A 21,478-nucleotide genomic window follows, 5' to 3' on the forward strand; every position below is an offset into this window, starting at 1 on the left:
GCCCGCGGCGGGTTCAGGACCGCGCGCCTCCGCGGGCGAACATGCCCGAGCAGCCCCAGCCGAGCCCGATGAGGACGGCGCCGACGGCCGCGACGACGCCGACGGCCGCGACGTCCAGCATGGCGAGGAGGGCGATCGCGAGCCCGTAGAGGACGGTGAGGGCGAAGAGGGCCTTCCGGGCGATGTCCTTGTTCATGTCCTCGATCTTGTCGTGACCTGGAGGCCAGTAGTATCCACCGGTCGGTGGACAGCGGGTCGCCGGTGACCGGAGGGGTGCGGCATGGCCGGGGAGCCGGTGGCGCGGGCGGAGAACGTCTGGCGGCGCTCGTACCCGTTCTGGGACGCCTACTTCGCGATGGTGCTCGTCGGGACCATCGCCGCGACGGCCGCCGACGAGCTGCCGCCGGGACGGCGGTCGGCGGCGATCGCGCTGCTCGTCCTGCTCAGCGTGGCGTACGTGGCGATCGGGCGGAACGCGCTCCGCTCGCAGGAGCTGCCCCGGCCCGGATGCAAGATCTACGCGATCGCGGTGATCTGCATGTTCGTGCCCGCGACGGTGCTCGCGCCGGTGACGGCGACGGCCCTCGCCGCGCTGGCCCCGCAGGTCTACATGATGTACGGGGCGGGGCGCGGGTTCGCGCTGCTGCTCGTCCTGCTGTCCGGGCCGGTCGGGCGAGGGCTGGCGGAGTCAGGGGCGGGCACGGCGGCGACGGTCGTCATCGTGGCGGCGGGCATCGCCTGCAGCGTGCTGCTCGCGGTGTTCATCGGCCGGATGGGCCATCAGAACCACGAGCGCAAGCGCCTCATCGAGGAGCTGGACCGGACGCGTGGCGAACTGGCCGGCGTCAGCCGCGAGGCGGGCGTGCTCGCCGAGCGGGAGCGGCTGGCCCGCGACATCCACGACACGATCGCGCAGGGGTTCACCTCCATCACGATGCTGCTGCAGGCGGCGGAGGCCGAGGTCGGGCCGAACCGGCACCTGGAGCTGGCCCTGCGGTCGGCGCGCGAGAACCTGGCCGAGACCCGGGGCCTCGTCGCGGCGCTGGCGCCGCCCGCGCTGGACGGCGGCTCCCTGGTGGAGGCGCTGCGGCGGATGGCCCGCGACTTCGACCTGCCCGCCGGCCTGGCCGTCGAGGGCGAGCCGCGGCCGCTGGACGCCGTCGAGGTCGTCCTGCTGCGGGTGACGCAGGAGGCGCTCGCGAACGTCCGCAAGCACGCGGAGGCGACGCAGGTGAAGGTACGGCTGGAGTACGGGGACGCGGTGCGGCTGACGGTCGCCGACGACGGGCGCGGGTTCGCGCCGGAGGAGGTCGGACGCGGGTTCGGGCTGCGCGGCATGCGGAGCCGGGTCGAGCAGGCCGGCGGGACGTTCACCGTCACCGGCGGCGACGGCACCGTGGTCGAGGCGGTGATCCCGTGCTCCGCGTGATGATCGTGGACGACCACCCGATCGTCCGGGAGGGTCTGCGCGGCATGCTCGCCGCCGAGCCGGACATCGAGGTCGCGGCGGAGGCCGCGTCCGGGGACGAGGCCGTCGCCCTGGTGCCCCGCATCGCCCCGGACGTCGTCCTGATGGACCTGCGGATGCCGTCCGGCGACGGCGTGAGCGCGATCGAGCGCCTGCCCGGCCACCGGGTCCTCGTCCTGACGACGTTCCAGGACGACGCCGACATCGTCCGCGCGATCGAGGCGGGCGCCGCCGGCTACCTGCTGAAGGACGCCTCGCGCGCCGACCTCGCCGCGGCCGTCCGGAACGTCGCGGCGGGCCGGCGCGTCCTGTCGCCCGAGGTGTCGGCGCGCCTCGCGGCGGCCGGCGAGACCCCCGCGCCGCCCGTCCTGTCGACGCGCGAGGCGGAGGTGCTCGCCCTCGTCGCCGAGGGCCTCACCAACGCCCAGATCGGCGAACGCCTCTACATAGGCCAGGCGACGGTGAAGACCCACCTCCTGCGCATCTTCACCAAACTAGGCGTCTCCGACCGCACCGCCGCAGTGATGACCGCCCTCCAACACGGCCTCATCCCCGCCCCCTGACCTTCTCCCCGCCCGTGCCATTTCGGGACGTAATGGCGGCAATCCGCACTTCGTGAAGTGCTTTATTTGCGTAATTGCTTCCCTGGCCATCGTCATGACTCTATGGTCGGTAAAGAGCGAGACGGCAGGTGGCGACACCCCTCTCGCGTGACCGGAACCACCGCCGCTTTCACCCCCTGGAGGCGATGATGCCCCGCCGTCCCCGCGAACTCGGTGTTCCGAAGTCCCCCGTCGACTACTTCGGTGCCGAACTGCGCGCACACCGTGAGATGGCGGGCCTCGGCTGCCCGCGGCTCGCCGCGAAGCTCGGTTACTCGCCCCAGCGGATCGGCCAGGTCGAGCGGGGCGACGGCGCACCGTCCGAGAACTTCGCGAAGGACTGCGACACGTTCTTCGAGACGAATGGGACATTCCTTCGCATCTGGGAGTGGATGCAGCGCGTCGGTCAACTCCAGCTCCTTCCGCCCGGCTTCGCCGAATTCCTCCAGCGCGAGGCCGTCGCGCGGGTGATCCATAAGTTCGAGGCAATGGCTGTGACCGGTCTTTTTCAGACTCGGGAGTACGCATACGAGCAACTGAAGGCGGGCCGGTCGCCCGAAGAAGCCGAGGAACTCGTCACGACGCGGCTCGCTCGCCAGGCGATCCTCGAAGGAGAGGACCCCTGCCACGTCGTCGTGGTCTTCGACGAGTACGCACTCAGGAGGCCCGTCGGGGGAGCGGAGATCATGCGCGGTCAGATACAGCACCTGATCGCTATGTCCGACCGCCTGAACGTCACGCTGCAGATCGTCCCGAGCGCGAAGGGCGCCTATCCGGGGATCATGGGTGCGTTCACGATTCTCGGCTTCGACGAGGAGCCGGATGCCGCCTATGTGGAGGGCCACGTGGGCGGGCAGTTGATCGAGCGCGCAAGCACGGTTCGGGCATATGCGCTACGTTTCGACTTGATCAGGGGCGCGGCGCTATGTACCGATGAGTCCCTGAAGCTCCTTCATACGATCTTGGAGGATCTGTGAGTGGCCGTAGCGAGTCGAAGATCCAGTGGCGAAAGAGCAGCCGCAGTGGTGACACCGGAGGCCAATGCGTCGAGGTGGCAGGCCTTCCTTGGCGGAAGAGCAGCCGCAGTGGTGACACCGGTGGTGACTGTGTCGAGGTGGTGGGGATTGCCGCGGCGGTCGGGGTGCGGGATTCCAGGGATCCGGACGGGCCCAAGCTGGTGTTCGCGTCCGCCGAATGGCGCTCGTTCGCGCGGCGGGTGAAGAGCGGCGGGCTCGACCTGGGCTGACCCGCCGCATCCCGTGCCCTACTCCTCGGTCGCGGGGGTGGCGCCTGCCTCGAATTCGGCGAGGAGGTCTTCTTCGGTGGCGCCGCGGCGCCAGTAGCCGGTGAAGGTGACGGCGCGGCGGTCCAGGCCGCGGTCCTTCACCAGGTGGCGGCGCAGGGCCTTGACGACGGCGGACTCTCCGGCGATCCAGGCGTAGGCGCCGTCCGGGATCTTCGCGTCGCGGACGGTGTCGGCGAGGGTGCCGGGGGCGACCCAGGTGATCTCCGTGTCGGCGGCGGTGGGCAGGTCGCGGCGGTCCTCCGGGTGCGGGACGTCGACGAAGACCTGCGCGGACGTCCCGGCGGGCAGCCAGGCGAGGTTCCCGGCGATGGCGGGCAGCGCGGTCAGGTCGCCCGCGATCACGACCGGGGCGCCGGGCGGCGGGCGGAAGTCGAAGCCGCCGTTGTCCGGGCCGGTCGGGCCGAGGATCGTGACGCGGTCGCCCGCGCCGGCCGCCGAGGCCCACTGCGACGCCGCGCCGGACGTGCCGTCGCCGTGCAGCGCGAAGTCGACGTCGAGTTCGCCGGGACGGTGGTCGCAGACCGTGTACGAGCGCATGATGCCGCGCTCGGCCGGGTCCAGCGCGCGCCAGTCGCTGTACCAGGTGGCGCCGTCGCTGTTGGCCGGCATGACGGGCGCGTCCTGGTGCGGGTGGGGGAGGAACAGCTTGAAGCGCTGGTCGCGTCCGCCGGTCGCGAAGCCGTCCAGGGACGTCCCGCCGAGGGTGACCCTGACCATGGAGGGGCCGAGCCGTTCGGAGCGGACGACGTGCACGTCGAAGAAGGCGTAGGAGTGGGCCGGAGTCGTCATCGTGCCGCCTTTCAGGAGGTCTTCTTCGCGGAGTTGATGGCGGTGGCGAGCGCTTCGAGCAGCGGCGCGCAGCCTTCGTAGGAGAAGCGGGGCTCGGGCTGCCACGGGATGACCTGGCCGGCCTTCACCGCGGGCAGCTCCTGCCAGGACGGCTTGGCGCCGAGGTCCTTCGGCTGGAGCGCCTGCGTGCGGGAGTCGAGGAGGACGAGGTCGGCGTCGTACTTGTCGGCGTTCTCCCAGCTCAGGCTCTCGAAGTAGTCGTCCTTGCCGAGCTTGTCCGGGACGACGAGGTCGACGCCGAGCTCGGTGTAGTAGACGAGGTCGGTGTTCTTGGCCGGGCTGGAGGCGTAGAACAGGTCGGGGCTCGCGGACGCGGCGAGGACCTTCAGCCCCGGCTTGGCCTTCGCCGCCGCGCGCACCGACTCGGCGGCCTTCTCGAACCGGGCCTTCGCGGCGGTGACCTTCGCCGACTTCAGGTCGGCGCCGAGGGCGGCGGCGAGCGCGGCGGTCCGCTCGATCGGCTTCGGCAGCGCGACGGTTCCGGCGGCGATGGCGACGCTCGGCGCCAGCGCGTAGATCTTGTCCTTGCTCTCTTCGGGGACGTAGAACAGGTCGCCCGGAATGAACATGTTGTCGACGAGCAGCTCGGGGCGGAGCGCGGCGTACTTCTCGATGTTGAACTCGCCGAACGCGTTGCCGATGATCTCCAGCCGGTCGACGGGCAGGTTCCCGGCCTGCGGGTCGGGCTTGCCGTCCGTCAGCTTCGTCGGACCGAACACGCCGACGATCTGCTCGTCGATGCCGAAGTCGTAGAGGGCGGCGGCGGTGGCGGAGTAGCCGACGATCCGCCGCGGGCGCTGCTTGAGGTGAACCGTCGTGCCGCGGTCGTCGGTGAACGTCCAGGCGCCGCCGCCGGGGGAGGTGGTACCGCCCGCGCCGTCGTCGCCGCCGCAGGCGCTGATCAGCGCGCCGAGGGCGAAGGCGCCGCCGGCGCCCAGGACGGCGCGGCGGGAGAGGTGGCGAGCACCGGTATGCGACATGCGAACGTTCTCCTGAATCAACTACGGTGACCGAATGGTGGGCCGATGAGAACTTAGGTTAACCTAACCTAAGATCTTGTCCAGAGGAGGCCCGCCAGCGTGCTGTCGACCACGCCGCGACCGCTCGCCGAGCGGCCGGCCGCACCACCCGGTCGCGCCTGGCGGACGGCCGGACTCCTCGGCGGCGTCCTGTTCCTGCTCGCCACCATCGCGCTCAGCCTCGCCGTCGGCGCCAAGCCGCTGTCGCTCGGGCAGGCGTGGGACGGCCTCGTCGACCCCGGCTCGGCCGCGTACACGCTCGTCCACGAGATGCGGCTCCCGCGCACGCTGCTCGGCCTGCTCGCCGGGACGGCGCTCGGGCTGGCCGGCGCGGTGATGCAGGCGCTCACCCGCAACCCGCTCGCCGACCCCGGCATCCTCGGCATCAACGCGGGCGCCGCGGCCGCCGTCGTGTCGGCGATCTCGTTCCTCGGGATCACCTCGTTCACCGGCTTCGTGTGGTTCGCGTTCGCCGGCGCCGGCGCGGTCGCCGTGCTGCTCTACGCGGTCGGCGGCGGGCGCGGCGCCACCCCCGCGCGGCTCGCGCTGGCGGGGGCCGCGCTGAACGCCGCGCTGTACTCCTACGTGAACGCGGTGCAGCTCCTCGACACCGCGTCCCTGGACCGGATGCGCTTCTGGACGGTCGGCTCCCTCGCCGCCGCGCAGGACTACACCGTCGTCCGCGTCGCCCCGTTCGTCGCGGTGGGCCTCGTGCTCGCGCTGCTGCTCGCCCGCCCGCTGAACGCGATGGCGATGGGCGAGGACGCGGCCCGCGCGCTCGGCGCCGACCCCGGCCGCGCCCGGATCGCCGCGATCGCCGCGGTCACGCTGCTGTGCGGCGCGGCGACGGCGGCGTGCGGGCCGATCATGTTCGTCGGGCTGATGGTGCCGCACCTCGTCCGCGCGCTGACCGGCCCCGACCTGCGCCGGCTGCTGCCGTACTGCGCGATCCTGTCGCCCGCGCTGATGCTGGCGGCGGACGTCCTCGGGCGCGTCGTCGTCCGCCCGTCCGAACTCCAGGTCGGCATCGTGATGGTCGTCGCGGGCGGGCCGGTGTTCCTGTACTTCGTCCGGCGTCCGAGGAAGGGCCTGCGATGAGCGGAGCGGACCGGGGCGTGCGGGGCGCCGCCCCCGCGCGGGGGGTGCGGCCGTGAGCCGCTCGCCGCGCTTCGCCGTCGTCCGGACGCCCGCCGGGGCGTCGTTCCGGTTCCGCCCGCGCGCGTTCGCCGTCGCCGCGGCCTGCCTGGCGGTGGCGCTCGGGACGGGCGTCCTGCTCATCGGCAGCGGCGACTTCCCGATGAGCCCCGCCGAGGTCGTCCGCACCCTGCTCGGTCACGGCGCGCCCGCCGACTCGCTGATCGTCAACGAGATCCGGCTGCCGCGGGTCGCGACCGGGCTCGCCGTCGGCGCCGCGCTCGGCCTGGCGGGCGCGATCTTCCAGTCGCTGACCCGCAACCCGCTCGGCAGCCCGGACATCCTCGGGTTCACCCAGGGCGCGGCGAGCGGCGTCCTCGCGGCGATCGTGCTGACCGGCGGCGGCACCGCCGCGGTCGCGGCCGGCGCGGCGGGCGGCGGCCTGCTCACCGGCCTGGTCGTGTTCGCGGTCGCGGGACGGCACGGCGCGCACGGGCAGCGGCTCGTCCTCGTCGGCATCGGCGTGGCGGCGATGCTCACCGGCGTGAACGGCTACCTGATCACCCAGGCGGAGATCACCGAGGCGGCCCGCGCCGTGCTGTGGCTGACCGGCAGCCTCGACGGCCGCGACTGGGCCGACACCGCGCCCGTGCTCGCGGCGCTCGCCGTCCTCGGGCCGCTGGTCATGGTCGGCTGCGGCCGGGCGCTGCGGATGCTGGAGATGGGCGACGACGCCGCGCACGGCCTCGGCGTCCCCATCGAGCGGATCCGGCTGATCATGCTGGCCGCGGCCGTGCTGCTCACCTCGCTCGCCGCGGCGGCGGCCGGGCCGGTCGCGTTCGTCGCGCTGACCGCGCCGCAGCTCGCCCGCCGCCTCACCCGCACGACCGGCCCCAACCTGCTGCCCGCGATGTGCATGGGCGCGGCGCTGCTGGTGGCCGCCGACTGGGCCGCGCAGCACGCCTTCCCCGGGCGCCAGCTCCCGGTGGGCGTCGTGACCGGCCTCCTCGGCGGCGGGTACCTGGTCTGGCTCCTCGTGACCGAACGCAAGACGGGACGGATCTGATGGACGCGAACGCACGCCTCACCGGCACGGGCCTCACCCTCGCCTACGACAGGCGCACGATCACCGAGGACCTCGACGTCGCCGTGCCGGACGGGTCCTTCACGGTCGTCGTGGGCCCGAACGCGTGCGGCAAGTCGACGCTGCTGCGGGCGCTCGCCCGGATCCTGAAGCCGGCCGCCGGGACGGTCGTGCTCGACGGCCGGCCCATCGCCGGCTGGCCCGCCAAGAAGCTCGCCAGGACGCTCGGGCTGCTGCCGCAGTCGTCCATCGCGCCGGAGGGCATCACGGTCGCCGACCTGGTGTCGCGCGGCCGGTACCCGCACCAGAGCCTGCTGCGGCAGTGGTCCCGCGAGGACGAGCGGGTCGTCGCCGAGTCGATGGCCGCGACCCGCGTCCAGGACCTCGCCGAGCGGCACGTGGACGAGCTGTCGGGCGGCCAGCGGCAGCGCGTGTGGATCGCGATGGCGCTCGCCCAGCAGACCCCGCTGCTCCTGCTGGACGAGCCGACGACCTACCTCGACATCGCCCACCAGATCGAGGTCCTCGACCTGTGCGCCCGGCTGCACGAGGAGGGGCGCACGGTCGTCGCCGTCCTGCACGACCTGAACCACGCCGCCCGGTACGCCACGCACCTGATCGCGATGCGGGAGGGCCGGATCGTCGCGGCGGGCGACCCGGCCGCGGTCGTCACGTCGGAGCTGGTCGAGGAGGTGTTCCGGCTGCCGTGCCGGGTGATCGAGTGCCCGGAGACCGGGACGCCGCTGGTGATCCCGGCCGCGCGCGGCCGGGTTCCCGCGCTGCGCTGACCGCCGCCGCGAATTAGTTGTAGGCTTATAATGTTTGTACGCTTACAACGATTGGACCGCGGTGCCCGAACTCAGCCATCGCCGCAGGTTACTGGTCCTCGGCATCTGCTGCATGAGCCTGCTCATCGTCAGCCTCGACAACACGATCCTCAACGTCGCGCTGCCCACGCTGCAGCACGACTTCGACAGTTCGCTGTCCGGGCTGCAGTGGACGATCGACGCCTACCTGATCGTCCTCGCCTCGCTGCTGATGCTCGCCGGCGCGACCGCCGACCGGATCGGGCGCCGCCGGGTGTTCCAGACGGGCCTCGCGCTGTTCGTCACCGGGTCGGTGCTGTGCAGCCTCGCGCCGTCCCTCGGCTGGCTCGTCGCCGCCCGCGTCGTGCAGGCCGTCGGCGGGTCGATGCTCAACCCGGTCGCCATGTCGATCATCACGAACGTGTTCACCGAGCCGCGCGAGCGGGCCCGCGCCATCGGCGTGTGGGGCGCCGTCGTCGGGCTCAGCATGGCGATGGGGCCGCTCGTCGGCGGGCTCCTGGTCGACTCCGTCGGCTGGCGGTCGATCTTCTGGCTGAACGTGCCGATCGGCCTCGCCGCGCTCGCGCTGACCGCGCTGTTCGTCCCCGAGTCGCGCGCCGAGCGGCCGCGCCGGCCCGACCCGCTCGGCCAGGCGCTCATGATCGTGCTGCTCGGGACGCTGACCTACGCGATCATCGAGGCGCCGGGCCGCGGCATCGGCGATCCGGCCGTCTACGGCGCCGCGCTGCTCGCCGCGGCGGCGCTCGCCGGGTTCGTCCTGCACGCGCTGCGCGCCCCCGAGCCGCTGATCGACCTGCGCTTCTTCCGCAGCCTCCCGTTCTCCGGCGCGACGCTGATCGCGATCAGCGGGTTCGCGGCGCTCGGCGGGTTCCTCTTCCTGAACACGCTCTACCTGCAGAACGTCCGGGGCCTGTCGGCGCTGCACGCCGGGCTGTACCTGCTGCCGATGGCCGCGATGACCGCCGCGGTCTCCCCGCTGTCGGGGCGCCTGGTCGGCGGCCGCGGCCCCCGGCTGCCGCTGCAGATCGCCGGGGCGGCGATGCTGGCCAGCGGCCTGCTGTTCGCGGCGTTCGACGCCGAGACCGGCGACGTCACGCTGTTCGCGTCCTACGTGCTGTTCGGCATCGGGTTCGGGATGGTGAACTCGCCGATCACGAACACCGCCGTGTCCGGGATGCCGCGCGCGCAGGCCGGGGTCGCCGCCGCCGTCGCCTCCACCAGCCGGCAGATCGGGCAGGCGCTCGGCGTCGCGGTGATCGGCGCGGTGCTCGCCGCCGGGACGTCCGGCGCCGCGTCCGCGGCGTCCGGCGGGTCCGGCGCGGACGCCTTCGTGTCCGCCGCCGGCCCGGCATACTGGATCCTGACCGGATGCGCGGCGGCCGTCCTCGTGCTCGGCACGGTCACCACCGGCCGGCGGGCCGCGCGCAGCACCGCGCACGTGACCGAGCTGTTCGACGCCGGAGACCCGGCCCCGGAGGGACCCCACGTGACGGGAGCGAGCACCCGATGACCGAGCCCGCCACCGAGCCCGCCACCGAGCCTTCCGTCGGGCCGCCCGCCGAGTCCGCCGCCGAGCCGTCCGCCGAGGTCGCCGCGCGCGCCTGGCGCAACCTGGGGATCGTGTTCCACGAGCGGAACGACCGGCGCCGGGAGGTCACCGAGGCGCTCGGCATGAGCTTCTTCCGGACCAAGGCGCTGCGCCGCATCGCCGCCGCGCCCGAGCCGCTCACGCTCGGCGACGTCGCGGGGCTCCTGCTCACCGACCGCCCCTACGCCACCGTCGTGGTGGACGACCTGGTCGGACGCGGCCTCGTCGAGCGCGCCCCGAACCCGGCCGACCGGCGCGCCAAGCTCGTCACGGCGACCGAGGCCGGGCGCGCCGCGGCGGCGGAGGCCGAGCGCATCCTCGCCACCCCGCCGCCGGAGCTGTACGGCGTCCCGGCCGAGGACCTCGCCGCCCTCGACCGGATCGCCCTGCACCTACTGGGAGACCCCCCGCCCCCGAACGCGACCTAAGCCCCGGACGGGACCTAGGCCCCCGACGGGACCTTGTAGGTCTCGGCGTTCTCCGACTCCTGGGCGTCCCGCTCGACGACCAGGCCGCCGAGCGCCTTGGCGTCGGTCCGCAGGATGTAGGTCTTGCGGGTGCCCGGCTCGTCCACCTTCGAGAAGTCCATCGGGGTGCCGTAGCCGCCGTCGTGCGCGGTCGTCGACCGGTGCGCCGTGATCACGCCCTCGCGGGTGAGGTCCTTGGCCTGGCACGCCTTCTTCAGCGCGTCCGCGAAGATCACGGCGCCGGTGTAGCCGTTGACGACCGCGCTGTCGCGCGGCTGCCCCGGGTACTTCTTGCCGTAGTCTTCGGCCAGCTTCGTGATCGCGGGCAGGTCGGACGAGATCGGCGCGCCGGCGCTGGCGAGGTAGAAGTCCTTCAGCAGCGCGGGCGCGGCCGGGGTCTGCAGCAGCTGCGGGGAGAACCCGGAGTTGCTCGCCACGATCGGCACCATGATCCCCTTGGCCCGCGCGACGCCCGCCAGGGACGCCGACTGCTTCGGCCCGGCGCTCATCAGGATCGCCTTCACGCCGGCGTCCTTCAGCGCCGAGACCTGCGCGGTCATGTCGTTGTCGGTCGCCTTGATCTTCTGCTCGACGAGCGTCAGCCCGAGCTTGCCCGCCGCGTACTTCGAGCCGGCGAGCGCGCTCTCGCCGTAGTCGCCCTCGAAGTAGACGTGCCCGATCTTGTCGCCCTTCTTGATCCCCTTCTCCTTGGTCAGGAAGTCCAGGGCGTTGATCATGTCGACGTCGTAGGTCGTGCCGGTGACCTGGATGTACTTGTTGCCGAGCAGTGTCGTCGCCCACGCGTTCGGGATCACGAACATCTTGTCGGAGGTGATCCGCTGGTTGAGCGCCGTCACCATCGGCGACCCGACGAACTGGGCGAGGCCGATGACGCTCGACTGCATCTCGCTGTACCCGGCGACCGCCTTCTGCACGTCGTAGCCGTGGTCGCGCACGACCAGCTCGACCTTGCGCCCGCAGATCCCGCCCTGCGCGTTGACCTGCTCGAAGTACATCTGCTGAGCCTGGGTGAGGCTCTTGCCGAGCGGGGCGTAGACGCCGGTCAGGTCGGTCGCGGCACCGACGCGGATCGTGTCGTCACTGACACCGGGGCCGGTCTTCACACCGTCCTTCCCGGTGCCGCCCGACTCGCCGGTCGCCTTGCTGCTGCAGCCGGACGCCATGCTCAGCGGCAGCGCGAGCGCCAGGGCGGCGACCGCCGTGAGACGTGCCGTTCGGTTCATGTGGGTTGCTCCTCTTGTTCGAGACGGGTGAGGGGACGGGCGGCCCGGCGCCGGGACGCGGCGGTGCGCAGCCGCGGCCACATCCCGGCCAGGCCGCCGGGCAGGAACAGGACGACGGCGACGACGGCGGCGCCGTACAGGATCCGGGCGGCCTCGGCGGGGGAGACCCCGGCGGAGCCCGGCGCGGCGACGAGCGGCAGGTCGTCGCCGAAGCGGGTGAGGAGCTGCGGCAGGACCGACACGAACACCGCGCCGGCGATCGCCCCGGCGGCGGTGCCGAGCCCGCCGATGACGATCATGGCGAGGTAGTCCAGGGACAGGAACATGCCGAAGTACTCCGGGACGGTCCGGCGGAACGCCAGCGCGAGCAGCGCCCCGGCGGCGCCCGCGTACATCGACGACAGCACGAACACCCCGGCCCGGTAGCGCGCCACCGGCACGCCCATCACGGCCGCCGCCGTCTCGTGGTCGCGGATCGTGTTCATCGCCCGTCCCGGCCGGCCGCGCAGGATGCCGCGCGCGATCCACGCCGCCGGGATCAGCAGCAGCACGGCGAGGAACCACAGCCGCTCCAGCGCGCCGAGCGGCACGTTGAACAGCACCAGCTCGGGCGAGTCGTCGAAGCGGAACCCGGCCACCTCCAGCGGCGGGACGTCCCGGCCGTTGAAGCCGCCGGTGACGGTCTCGGCGTTGAACAGGACGTGCTGCCCGATGAAGATCAGCGCGAGGGACGCGATGCCGAGGTAGACGCCGCGCAGCCGTCCGGCGATGGGGCTGAACAGGCCGCCCGCGACGCCGGTGAGGACGATCGCGCCGAGGAAGGCCAGCGGCGTCGGCAGCCCGAGGCCGGCGGCGTGCGGCCCGCCGTCGGACGCCAGGTACACATACCCGTAGGCGCCGACCGCGAGGAAGAACGCGTGCCCCATCGACAGCTGCCCGGTCGCGCCGGTCAGCAGGTTCAGGCCGATCGCGCCGATCGCCGCCGACATCGCGAACAGGCCGGTCTGGAGCCAGAAGGCGTCCAGGTAGAAGGGCATGGCGAGCAGGACGAGGGTGCCGCCGAGCGCGGCCGCCGTGCGGAGCGGACGTTCAGACACGCGACAGCTCCCTCGTCCCGAACAGCCCGGCCGGGCGGACCAGCAGCACCAGCAGCATCACCACGAACGGCGCCACCTCCCCGATGCCGCGACCCATGAACGCGAGGTCGCCCTGGTAGCCGGTCACCAGCGACTCGGTGAGCCCGACGATCAGCCCCCCGACCAGGGCGCCCGTCGTCGAGTCGAGCCCGCCGAGGATCGCGGCGGGGAACGCCTTCATCGCCGCGAACGACGTGCTGCGGTCCAGGCCCGGCGTGGGGAACACGGTGAGGAACAGCGCCGCGACCGCCGCGAGCGCCCCCGCGACCGCCCACGCGGCCAGCGACACGCGGGTCAGCCGGACGCCCATCAGCGCCGCCGTCTCCCCGTCCTCGGCCGCCGCCCGCATCGCCACGCCCCACGAGGTGTAGCGGAACGCCAGCAGGAACGCCGCGATCAGCAGCGACGCGACCGCGAACGCGGCGATGCGGGTCTGCGCGATGCCGACGCCCGCCACCTCCACGATCTTGTTCTGCCAGGGGTCGCCCATCGACAGGACCTGCGTGCCGATCTCCCGCGTGAGCGCGGTCGTCAGCACGATGTCGACGCCGATCGTGACGATCGCGAGCACCGCCTGGTCCTCGACGCGGGCGCGGCGCAGCACCACGAACTCCACCAGCGCGCCCGCGACCGCCGCCGCGGCGACGCCCGCGCCGAGCGCCGCGAGGAACCCGATGTCGTCGTGCAGGACCGCCGTCACGTAGCCGCCCACCAGCAGCAGCGACGCGTGCGCGAAGTTGACCACCTCGGTGGCCTTGAAGATGATCACGAAGCCGAGGGCGATCAGTGCGTACACCGACCCCGCCGAGACCCCGTTGACCACCAGCTCGATGAACGTGCTCAAGGGTTTCCCTCCGAATCGGCGGCCTCGCGCGGCTCGTGCGCGGCGCCGAGGTAGGCGCGGACGACGGCCGGGTCGCGCTGCACCCGCTCGGGGGCGCCGCCCGCGATGCGCCGGCCGAAGTCCAGCACGGTGACCTCGTCGGCCAGCCGCATGACCATGCCCATGTCGTGCTCGACCAGCAGGACCGAGACGCCGAGGTCGGCGCGGACCCGGCCGATGACCCCGGCCATCCGGCGCCGCTCCGCGCCGTTCATCCCGGCCACCGGCTCGTCCAGGAGCAGCAGCCGGGGTTCCATCGCGAGCGCGCGGGCCAGCTCGACCCGCTTCTGGACGCCGTACGACAGCAGCCCCACCGGCGCCGCCAGATGCTCATCGACCCCCACGAACCGGGCGATGTCGCGGACCCGTTCGCGGTGCCGGGCGTCCTCGCGGCGCGCCCGCGGCAGGCGCAGCCCCGCCGAGGCGAACCCGGCCCTGGTGAGCCGGTGCCGCCCGAGCATCAGGTTGTCCTCGACCGACAGATGCCGCGACAGGGCGATGTTCTGGAACGTCCGGGCCACGCCGAGGCCGGCGATCCGGTGCGGCGGCAGCGCGGTCAGCTCCGCGCCGCCGAACCGGACGCTGCCCTCGCTCGCCCGGTACACCCCGGACAGCACGTTGAAGCACGTCGACTTGCCCGCCCCGTTCGGCCCGATGACCGCGTGGACACTGCCCTCCGCCACCGTGAAGCCGACCCCGTCGAGCGCCGTCAGCCCGGCGAACCGCACCGTGAGCCCCTCGACCACCAGCTCGCCCAGCCCTGTTTCCCGAGGGGGGACGCCCCCCCGGTTCGCTTCGCTCAACCCTGTTTCCCGAGGGGGGACGACCCCCCGCTCCCCCCGGTTCGCTCCGCTCATCCGGCCCACCGCTCCAGCGACGGCGGCGGCGTGGAATCGCCGTCGCCCTCGTCCTCCTCGGCGCCGACGCCGAGGTAGCGCCGCCGGACCTCGTCGCTCGCGGCCAGCTCCGCCGACGGCCCGTGCAGCGTGACGGCGCCGACCTCCAGCACGTGCGCCTCCGACGACAGCTCCAGCGCCAGCGCGGCGTTCTGCTCGATCAGCAGGATCGCGGTGCCCTGCAGGTTGATCTCCCGGACGGTGTCGGCGATCCGCTCGGCCATCAGCGGCGCCAGGCCGAGCGTCGGCTCGTCCAGCAGCAGCACCGACGGGCACGCCATGAGCGCCCGCCCGATCGCGAGCATCTGCTGCTCGCCGCCGGACAGCAGCCCGGCCCGCTGCCGGGCCCGCTCGGCGAGCACCGGGAACAGCTCCAGCACCCGCCCGTGCGCCTTGGCCGCGGCGCCGCGGCCGGGCGCGCCGAGCGCCCCCGCCCGCAGGTTCTCCTCCACGCTGAGCCGGCCGAACACCCGCCGCCCCTCCGGCACCTGCACCACGCCGGCCGCCACGATGGTGGCCGGGTGCAGCCCGACGAGGGACCGGTCGCCGAGCCGGACCGCGCCGCCGTCCACCGCGCCGCGATGGAACGGCAGCGTCCCCGAGATCGCCCGGAGCAGCGTCGTCTTGCCCGCCCCGTTCGCGCCGAGCACGGCCGTGACCGAGCCCGCCGGGACGTCCAGCGAGACGCCGCGCAGGGCCCGTACCGCCCGCCCGTAGCTCACCGACAGATCGCGGACCGCGAGGGTCCCGTTCGCCATTCGCCCCTCCGTAAGTTCGTGTGGCGGGCAGCCCAGCACGGGCCGCCGACCTGCGTCTACGGGGCCGGGGCAAGACGTGGCGGGGGTCCAACCGGCGATCGCCCGGGTTGTGCGGCGAGCACAGTCGGGGCGCCGTTCGACCCATCGGCGGCGCGCGTGCGTATGTCCCGTCATGAGGGAGAATGTTCAGCGGCGATGGCGCACCGGAGCGGCCGTCGCCGCCGCGCTCGCGCTGACCGGCGCCTGCCAGTTCGACCTGCGGCCGCCGCCCGGCCAGGTGCGCCCGGCCGCGCAGGGCACCCCCGTGCCGCAGCGGACCGGGCCGGGCACGTTCGACGAGGCCGGTTTCCAGGAGGACCTGGCCACCGCCGAGACGACCACGGACGACTACTGGCGGCGGCACTGGACGGAGCTGTTCACCGGCTCCTACAGCTCACCGCGCGTTGTGGGCCTGTACGACGGCGGCGACCCGGCCTCGGCTCCCCGCTGCGGCAGGGAACGGCTGACCCGCGACAACGCGGCGTACTGCCCGTCCGGCGACTACGTGGCGTGGGACGCGCACCTCATGCGCTCCGGCTACGCGCGCGGCGACGCGTGGGTGTACCTGGTGATCGCGCACGAGTGGGGGCACGCGATCCAGGCGAGGCTCCGCCGGGGCCTGGTGTCGTCCGCCGCCGAGCTCCAGGCCGACTGCCTGGCGGGGGCCGTCCTCTACGGCTCGTCCGACGACGGCACGCTGCGGTTCGAGGCGGGCGACGAGCAGGAGCTGGTGGACGCGTTCCAGGTCATCGGCGACAAGGCCCCGTGGACGAAGCCGGGGGACCACGGCACGGCCGTCCAGCGCCTCCGCAGCTTCTCGCGCGGCGGCGAGAACGGCGTGCCGGCCTGCTTCAGCTGACGGGGGACGCCTCCGCCGAGCATCATGGCGTCATGACCGCCGCCGACATCGTCGTCATCGAGAGCGACCGCCACACCACCGTCATGCTCGCCGGGGAACTGGACCGGGCGTCGTGTCGTGACGTCGGGCCCAGGCTGCGGGCGCTGTGCGGCCGGCCGCTCGTCCTCGATTTCTCCGGGGTCTCCTTCATCGACGTGGACGGGCTGCGCATGGTCCACCAGTGCGCCCGTGGGACAGACCTGGCCCTGGTGGGCGTGCATCCGTTCGTGGCGAAGCTGTTCCGGATCCTCCGCCTGGAGATCCCCCTGTGCCGCTCGATGGAGGAGGCATTGTGGTGCCTCCTCCCGCCCACCGACGACGAGATCAGGGACTGGCTCAGCTGAGGTGCCGCTCCACCGACTCGACCTTGCCGTCAAGGGCACCGGTCACCCCCGGCCGGATGTCGGCCTTCAGCACAAGACCGACCCTCGGCGCCCGAGCCGCCACCGCGTCGGTGGCGTCCTTCACCACGGCCATGACCTCGTCCCAGTCACCCTCGATCGTGGTGAACATGGCGTCGGTCCGGTTGGGGAGGCCGCTGGCCCGCACCACCCGGACCGCCTCCGCGACGAGTTCGCCGACTTCCTCACCCGCCCCGAGCGGGGTCACCGAGAACGCGACGAGCATCGGGCACCTCCCGAAATCTATGGCTGGACGACCTGCCTCACCACGATCTCATCCAGCCGCCGCTCGACGATCACCCCCACCGGCCAGTCGCGCACGAGGCACCGCAGCAGCGCGGCCTCGTGCTCGGCGAACGCGGGATCGCAGCCCTGCTGCTCAAGGCTGGACCGGATCGCCAGGACATGGTCGGCCTCGGTGAACCCGGGTATCTCCCGGACCATCGCGGTCGTCGTGGCGCGGTGCGAGTTGAGCCCGGCGAAGGACCGGCCGCAGCCGCAGCCCCCGTCCGGGTCGTCCCGGTCGCGGGCGCACACCATCCCGATGTGGACGAGTTCCCCCTCGACGCACCAGTCGAAGTCGTTGTCGCGCAATCCCTGGCCGGTGTTGGTCGCGGTGAGCAGCTTCAAGGCAGACCCCCTCGGTCCTCGGACCCGCCCACCGTACGACGGGGGTCTGACATAACGTTCAAAGCATGAGCGAAGACAAGGACGTCCTGCTGGACCGCGACGGCCCGTTCACCACGATCACGATGAACCGTCCCCAACGCCGCAACGCGCTCTCCAAGACATTCCTCCACGAACTGACGGCCGCGTTCCAGCAGGCCGCGGGCACCGACGCCCGCGGCATCATCCTGGCCGCGAACGGCCCGGTCTTCTCCGCCGGCCACGACTTCGCCGACATGGCGGGGGCGCCGCACGCCGACGTCCGCGACCTCCTCCAGGTCTGCACGGACCTGATGCGGACGATCCAGGCCGTCCCGCAAGTGGTGGTAGCCCGGGTCCACGGCCTGGCCACCGCCGCGGGCTGCCAACTGGTGGCCAGCTGCGATCTCGCGGTCGCCGCCGAGAGCGCGGGCTTCGCGGCCCCGGGCGGCAAGGGCGGCTGGTTCTGCCACACGCCCCTGGTGGCGATCTCCCACAACATCGGCCGCAAGAGGGCCGCCGAGATGGCCCTGACCGGCGAGATCTTCGACGCGCGAACGGCGGCCGACTGGGGCCTGATCAACTACGCGGTCCCCGACGCCGACTTGGACAAGGCGACCCTGGACCTGCTCACCCGGGCCACCCAGGGCAGCCCGAGAAGCAAGGCCCTGGGCAAACAGGCCATGTACGCCCAGCTGGACCGCCCGGAACAAGACGCCTACACCTACGCGATCGAGGTAATGGCCGCCTCCAGCCAAACCCCAGAGGCCCAAGAGGGCATGAAGGCGTTCCTAGAAAAACGCCACCCCACCTGGCCCGCCTAACCCGACCGGGAGGGTCGGAGCCCCAAGACGCCCAACCCCGCGCGGAGCGGAGGATACGCACTGACCTGGGCCGGGAGGGGCGTGGGGGCGGAGGCCCCCACATCGGGGGTCCGGGGGTCGCCCCCCGGAAAGGCATGGCGGAAGCGACATGGTCCGCGCTCTCCGCGGACACACGTGTCCCATCGCTGTAGGGCGGGCGGGACTCGAACCCGCGACCGGAAGATTATGAGTCTTCTGCTCTGACCAGCTGAGCTACCGCCCCGAGGCCGTTCCCCCGGGGTGCCGGTGGGGGTTTTGCCGCGTGCAATCTTAGCGGGGGCGGGCGCTGTGACGCGTGGTGATGTCCTCCTTTTGGCGGGGCGAAGTCATACCAGAAGGCGAGTGACGGGTGTGGTGACTCGTCGGTAGGGTCCCGCGTATGTCCAGACGCATGCTCGTTCTCGTTCCCGTTCTGCTGGCGCTGGTGTTCACCGGTGCGTGTGATGACGGGGACGACGGCGGTGGCGGGAAGAAGGCGGAGTTCGACGCCGCGGGGACGCTCCGGCAGGCGGCGCAGGCGATGGGGGCGCTGAAGAGTGTCGGGTTCACGCTGGAGTCGGACGGGAAGACGCCGGTCATCGTGAAGGGCGGCGACATGAAGCTGCTGCGGAGCGGGGACGCGGAGGGGACGCTGACGGTCGAGCAGCAGGGCCAGAACATCGAGATGAAGGTCGTCGCGGTGGGCGACAGCATCTATCTGGACGCGGGGACGGGCGGCTGGCGGAAGCTGCCGAAGGCGCTGGCGGCGTCGGTGTACGACCCGTCGGCGGTGCTGGATCCGCAGCGGGGGATTCCGATGCTGCTGTCGTCGGCGGCGGCGCCGGAGCCGCAGGCGGTGGAGAAGGTGGACGGCGAGGACGCCTACCGGGTGGGCGCGAAGCTGCCGAAGGCGCAGATCGCGGGCCTGATTCCGGGGATCAGCGCGGACATGGACGGCCAGGTGTGGGTCGGGAAGGCCGATCACCGGCTGCTGAAGGTGCGCGGGCAGTTCCCGAAGGGCGGCGCGGTGGTGATCTCGTTCACCGAGTTCGACGCCCCGTACAAGATCAGCGCGCCGAAGTAGGGCGGCGGGGATGAGGACGCGGCGCCGGGTCGCGATCGGGGCGGGCGGCGCGGTGGTGCTGCTGGCCGCGCTGGACGCCTATGTGGTGACGACGGTCCTGGTGCCGATGGTGAAGGACGTCGGGATCCCGATCAACCGGCTGGAGCGGGTGACGCCGGTCCTGACGGGGTTCCTGCTGGGGTATGTGGCGGCGATGCCGCTGCTCGGGCAGCTGTCGGACCGGTTCGGGCGGCGTCCGCTGCTGCAGGTGTGCCTGCTGTTCTTCGCGGTGGGTTCGGTGGTGACGGCGCTGGCGGGGGACGTGCCGGTGCTGACGGCGGGCCGGGTGGTGCAGGGCATCGCGGGCGGCGCGCTGCTGCCGGTGACGATGGCGCTGGCCGGGGATCTGTGGGAGGAGCGGCAGCGGCCGGTGGTGCTCGGCGCGGTGGGGGCCGCGCAGGAGCTGGGGAGTGTGCTCGGCCCGCTGTACGGGGCGGGGATCGCGGCGGTGCTGGACTGGCGGGCGATCTTCTGGATCAACGTGCCGCTGGTGGTGGCGGCGATGGCGGCCGTGCAGGTCGCGGTGCCGGGCGGGCGCGGCGCGGCGCCCGACAGCGGGGAGCGGCCCGGCGTGGACGTCGTCGGGGGCGTGCTGCTGGCGCTCGGGCTGGGGCTGCTGGTGGTGGGGGTCTACAACCCGGAGCCGGAGGAGTCGGCGCTGCCGCCGTGGGGGCTGCCGGTGCTGGCGGCGGGCGCGGTGGTGCTCGCGGTGTTCGTCCTGTGGGAGGTCAGGTCGAGGACGCGGCTGTTCGACCTGTCGGGGGTGCGGCGGGTGCCGCTGCTGGCGGTGCTGGGCGTGAGCCTGCTGTCGGGTGCGGCGCTGATGGTGACGCTGGTGGACGTCGTGCTGGTGGCGCAGACCGTCCTGCACAAGGACACGACGGAGGGCGCGCTGCTGCTGACGCGGTTCCTGGTGGCGCTGCCGGTCGCGGCGGTGGCGGGCGGGCTGGTCGCGCGGCGGGTGGGGGAGCGGTGGCCGATGGCGGTCGGCATGGCGGTCTCGGCGGGCGGCTACCTGCTGATCGCGGGCTGGCCGGCGGATCTGGCGAACGCCTCGTACGGGCCGTTCCCGCGGATGGACGTCGATCTGATCGTGACCGGTCTCGGCCTCGGCCTGGTGATCGCGCCGGTGTCGTCGGCGGTGCTGGCGTACGTCCCGGCGGGGCGGCACGGCGTCGCGTCGGCGGCGGTGGTGGTGGCGCGGATGATGGGGATGCTGCTCGGCGTCTCGGCGCTGTCGGGCTGGGGGTTCTACCGGTTCCACGCGCTGACGGCCGAGTTGAAGCCGCCGCTGCCGTTCCTGATGTCGAAGGACGAGTTCGCGCGGCAGATGGAGGTGTACAACGCGGCGCTGCAGGACGCGCTGCGCACCGAGTACCAGGAGATCTTCTGGATCACCGCCGGGATGTGCGCGCTCGGGGCCCTGCTGGCGCTGGCGGCCGGGGCGCGGCGGGAGGCCCCGGGCGTCCCGGACGGCGCGGCGGGTCCGGACGATGGCCTAAAACGGTCATCAATCCGGCATATCGGACGCGATCCGGGAAATGATTCGGCCACCGGCGATGTGCCGATCAACGAACTCGGGAATATCCTCGGTAAAGAAGGTTGAAGGGCCTCTTGCCGGGAGGGCGATCCCCGGGGAGGTGAACGCAGATGCGCAGGTCCGGCATCCGTCGCGGAGGCACGCCTGTCCGAAGGCTGCGCCGCCGGCTCGGCCTGGAGCGCAACGGGCTGCGCCGCCGGGTGGACCGCGTCCAGCGGCTGCTGGCCCTCGGGCTGCTGCTGCTCCTGCTCGCCGCCGCGCCGCCGGTGGCGGCGCTGGCCGTGTCGTGGTCCTATGACGCGGGGACGCACGCGGAGAACGCCGAGCGCGCGAACCGGCACCGGGTGGTCGCCACCGTCACCTCGACCGGCGGGGTCGGCTCGTCCGGCGACCGCTACATCCACGAGGCCGTCCAGGCGACCTGGCCGGGTCCGGGCGGCGAGCCCCGCATCGGGACGCTGCCGAGCTGGAAGAACGTCAAGGTCGGCGCGCAGCGGACGATCTGGGTCGACCGGAACGGCGACCCGGCGGTGCGCCCCCGCCCGCACAGCCGCACGGTGACCGACGCGGTCTACGCGGGCGCCGCCGCCGTCCTCGGCTGCGCGATACCGGTGCTGTTCGGCTACGTCGTCGTCCGCCGCCGCTGCGACCGGCACCGCGACGCGCTGTGGGAGGCCGACTGGGCGCGGCTGGACGCCGCCGGCCACAACCCCCGCTCCTAGCCCGCGG

25 protein-coding genes and 1 tRNA gene are annotated in these 21,478 nt (G+C 72.9%); 15 read left to right on the plus strand and 11 right to left on the minus strand.

Annotation, left to right across the window (positions count from 1 at the left end):
- Window positions 1–13: 13 nt before the first annotated feature.
- The gene (locus ABZ806_RS27325) at window positions 14–196 is read right to left on the minus strand and encodes a hypothetical protein (protein ID WP_500220254.1); all 183 of its coding nucleotides are present in this window, start codon (window positions 194–196) and stop codon (window positions 14–16) included.
- Between the two features lie 84 nt (window positions 197–280).
- On the opposite strand from ABZ806_RS27325, the gene ABZ806_RS27330 reads away from it, so the two are divergent.
- The 4 genes from ABZ806_RS27330 (at window position 281) to ABZ806_RS27345 (ending at window position 3,316) form a co-directional block, all read left to right on the plus strand.
- Entirely contained in the window at window positions 281–1,429 is a 1,149-nt protein-coding gene (locus ABZ806_RS27330) for a sensor histidine kinase (RefSeq protein ID WP_500220255.1), read from the plus strand.
- Window positions 1,417–2,031, plus strand: a complete 615-nt coding sequence (locus ABZ806_RS27335) for a response regulator (protein ID WP_500220256.1) — start codon at window positions 1,417–1,419, stop codon at window positions 2,029–2,031. The genes ABZ806_RS27330 and ABZ806_RS27335 overlap by 13 nt, the downstream gene beginning before the upstream one ends.
- Window positions 2,032–2,159: 128 nt before the next feature.
- Window positions 2,160–3,047: a helix-turn-helix domain-containing protein gene (locus ABZ806_RS27340; RefSeq protein WP_500220257.1), complete on the plus strand. Its 888-nt coding sequence runs from the start codon at window positions 2,160–2,162 to the stop codon at window positions 3,045–3,047.
- A complete protein-coding gene (locus ABZ806_RS27345; protein ID WP_500220258.1) occupies window positions 3,044–3,316 on the plus strand; it encodes a DUF397 domain-containing protein in 273 nt (90 codons plus the stop codon). The genes ABZ806_RS27340 and ABZ806_RS27345 overlap by 4 nt, the downstream gene beginning before the upstream one ends.
- Before the next feature lie 18 nt (window positions 3,317–3,334).
- On the opposite strand, the gene ABZ806_RS27350 is transcribed toward ABZ806_RS27345, so the two are convergent.
- Together ABZ806_RS27350 and ABZ806_RS27355 are read right to left on the minus strand one after the other, a co-directional pair.
- Entirely contained in the window at window positions 3,335–4,165 is an 831-nt protein-coding gene (locus ABZ806_RS27350) for a siderophore-interacting protein (RefSeq protein WP_500220259.1), read from the minus strand.
- An 11-nt stretch (window positions 4,166–4,176) separates the two neighbouring features.
- Complete coding sequence (locus tag ABZ806_RS27355; protein WP_500220260.1) at window positions 4,177–5,205, minus strand: ABC transporter substrate-binding protein; 1,029 nt, start codon at window positions 5,203–5,205, stop codon at window positions 4,177–4,179.
- Between the two features lie 99 nt (window positions 5,206–5,304).
- Between ABZ806_RS27355 and ABZ806_RS27360 the strand changes: the two genes are divergently transcribed.
- From ABZ806_RS27360 to ABZ806_RS27380, 5 genes are all read left to right on the plus strand, one after another.
- Window positions 5,305–6,342, plus strand: a complete 1,038-nt coding sequence (locus ABZ806_RS27360; protein ID WP_500220261.1) for a FecCD family ABC transporter permease — start codon at window positions 5,305–5,307, stop codon at window positions 6,340–6,342.
- Between the two features lie 52 nt (window positions 6,343–6,394).
- Entirely contained in the window at window positions 6,395–7,444 is a 1,050-nt protein-coding gene (locus tag ABZ806_RS27365) for a FecCD family ABC transporter permease (RefSeq protein ID WP_500220262.1), read from the plus strand.
- Window positions 7,444–8,250, plus strand: coding sequence for an ABC transporter ATP-binding protein (locus ABZ806_RS27370; protein WP_500220263.1), 807 nt, complete (start codon window positions 7,444–7,446; stop codon window positions 8,248–8,250). Before ABZ806_RS27365 ends, ABZ806_RS27370 begins: the two co-directional genes overlap by 1 nt.
- A gap of 61 nt (window positions 8,251–8,311) precedes the next feature.
- A complete protein-coding gene (locus tag ABZ806_RS27375; RefSeq protein ID WP_500220284.1) occupies window positions 8,312–9,799 on the plus strand; it encodes an MFS transporter in 1,488 nt (495 codons plus the stop codon).
- On the plus strand, window positions 9,796–10,305 hold the full coding sequence (locus ABZ806_RS27380; protein WP_500220264.1) for a MarR family winged helix-turn-helix transcriptional regulator: 510 nt from the start codon (window positions 9,796–9,798) through the stop codon (window positions 10,303–10,305). Before ABZ806_RS27375 ends, ABZ806_RS27380 begins: the two co-directional genes overlap by 4 nt.
- A 14-nt stretch (window positions 10,306–10,319) precedes the next feature.
- Here ABZ806_RS27380 and ABZ806_RS27385 read toward each other — a convergent pair whose 3' ends face one another.
- The 5 genes from ABZ806_RS27385 to ABZ806_RS27405 are packed head-to-tail and all read right to left on the minus strand — an operon-like array spanning window position 10,320 to window position 15,261.
- On the minus strand, window positions 10,320–11,588 hold the full coding sequence (locus ABZ806_RS27385; RefSeq protein WP_500220265.1) for an ABC transporter substrate-binding protein: 1,269 nt from the start codon (window positions 11,586–11,588) through the stop codon (window positions 10,320–10,322).
- A complete protein-coding gene (locus ABZ806_RS27390; RefSeq protein ID WP_500220266.1) occupies window positions 11,585–12,685 on the minus strand; it encodes a branched-chain amino acid ABC transporter permease in 1,101 nt (366 codons plus the stop codon). The genes ABZ806_RS27385 and ABZ806_RS27390 overlap by 4 nt, the downstream gene beginning before the upstream one ends.
- Window positions 12,678–13,568: a branched-chain amino acid ABC transporter permease gene (locus tag ABZ806_RS27395; RefSeq protein ID WP_500220267.1), complete on the minus strand. Its 891-nt coding sequence runs from the start codon at window positions 13,566–13,568 to the stop codon at window positions 12,678–12,680. The genes ABZ806_RS27390 and ABZ806_RS27395 overlap by 8 nt, the downstream gene beginning before the upstream one ends.
- Complete coding sequence (locus ABZ806_RS27400; RefSeq protein WP_500220268.1) at window positions 13,565–14,410, minus strand: ABC transporter ATP-binding protein; 846 nt, start codon at window positions 14,408–14,410, stop codon at window positions 13,565–13,567. Before ABZ806_RS27400 ends, ABZ806_RS27395 begins: the two co-directional genes overlap by 4 nt.
- 50 nt (window positions 14,411–14,460) lie before the next feature.
- Window positions 14,461–15,261, minus strand: a complete 801-nt coding sequence (locus tag ABZ806_RS27405; protein WP_500220269.1) for an ABC transporter ATP-binding protein — start codon at window positions 15,259–15,261, stop codon at window positions 14,461–14,463.
- 172 nt (window positions 15,262–15,433) lie between these two features.
- Between ABZ806_RS27405 and ABZ806_RS27410 the strand changes: the two genes are divergently transcribed.
- Both ABZ806_RS27410 and ABZ806_RS27415 read left to right on the plus strand, forming a co-directional pair.
- A complete protein-coding gene (locus ABZ806_RS27410) occupies window positions 15,434–16,159 on the plus strand; it encodes a neutral zinc metallopeptidase (RefSeq protein ID WP_500220270.1) in 726 nt (241 codons plus the stop codon).
- A 32-nt stretch (window positions 16,160–16,191) separates the two neighbouring features.
- Complete coding sequence (locus ABZ806_RS27415) at window positions 16,192–16,542, plus strand: STAS domain-containing protein (RefSeq protein ID WP_500220271.1); 351 nt, start codon at window positions 16,192–16,194, stop codon at window positions 16,540–16,542.
- Here ABZ806_RS27415 and ABZ806_RS27420 read toward each other — a convergent pair.
- Entirely contained in the window at window positions 16,535–16,825 is a 291-nt protein-coding gene (locus ABZ806_RS27420) for an MTH1187 family thiamine-binding protein (RefSeq protein ID WP_500220272.1), read from the minus strand. The genes ABZ806_RS27415 and ABZ806_RS27420 overlap by 8 nt on opposite strands.
- Window positions 16,826–16,842: 17 nt before the next feature.
- A complete protein-coding gene (locus ABZ806_RS27425; RefSeq protein ID WP_500220273.1) occupies window positions 16,843–17,229 on the minus strand; it encodes a DUF7715 family protein in 387 nt (128 codons plus the stop codon).
- Window positions 17,230–17,294: 65 nt separating this feature from the next.
- Here ABZ806_RS27425 and ABZ806_RS27430 point away from each other — a divergent pair, with 65 nt between their 5' ends.
- Entirely contained in the window at window positions 17,295–18,068 is a 774-nt protein-coding gene (locus ABZ806_RS27430; protein ID WP_500220274.1) for an enoyl-CoA hydratase-related protein, read from the plus strand.
- A gap of 188 nt (window positions 18,069–18,256) precedes the next feature.
- On the opposite strand, the gene ABZ806_RS27435 is transcribed toward ABZ806_RS27430, so the two are convergent.
- Window positions 18,257–18,330 (minus strand) — tRNA-Ile (locus tag ABZ806_RS27435).
- A 156-nt stretch (window positions 18,331–18,486) separates the two neighbouring features.
- Between ABZ806_RS27435 and ABZ806_RS27440 the strand changes: the two genes are divergently transcribed.
- The 3 genes from ABZ806_RS27440 to ABZ806_RS27450 are packed head-to-tail and all read left to right on the plus strand — an operon-like array spanning window position 18,487 to window position 21,471.
- The gene (locus tag ABZ806_RS27440; RefSeq protein WP_500220275.1) at window positions 18,487–19,170 is read left to right on the plus strand and encodes an LppX_LprAFG lipoprotein; all 684 of its coding nucleotides are present in this window, start codon (window positions 18,487–18,489) and stop codon (window positions 19,168–19,170) included.
- A gap of 10 nt (window positions 19,171–19,180) precedes the next feature.
- On the plus strand, window positions 19,181–20,815 hold the full coding sequence (locus ABZ806_RS27445) for an MFS transporter (RefSeq protein ID WP_500220276.1): 1,635 nt from the start codon (window positions 19,181–19,183) through the stop codon (window positions 20,813–20,815).
- A gap of 44 nt (window positions 20,816–20,859) precedes the next feature.
- Complete coding sequence (locus tag ABZ806_RS27450; protein WP_500220277.1) at window positions 20,860–21,471, plus strand: Rv1733c family protein; 612 nt, start codon at window positions 20,860–20,862, stop codon at window positions 21,469–21,471.
- The last annotated feature ends 7 nt before the right edge of the window (window positions 21,472–21,478 follow it).

It is taken from the genome of Spirillospora sp. NPDC047418, from assembly GCF_040643275.1.
Classification (GTDB): domain Bacteria; phylum Actinomycetota; class Actinomycetes; order Streptosporangiales; family Streptosporangiaceae; genus Spirillospora.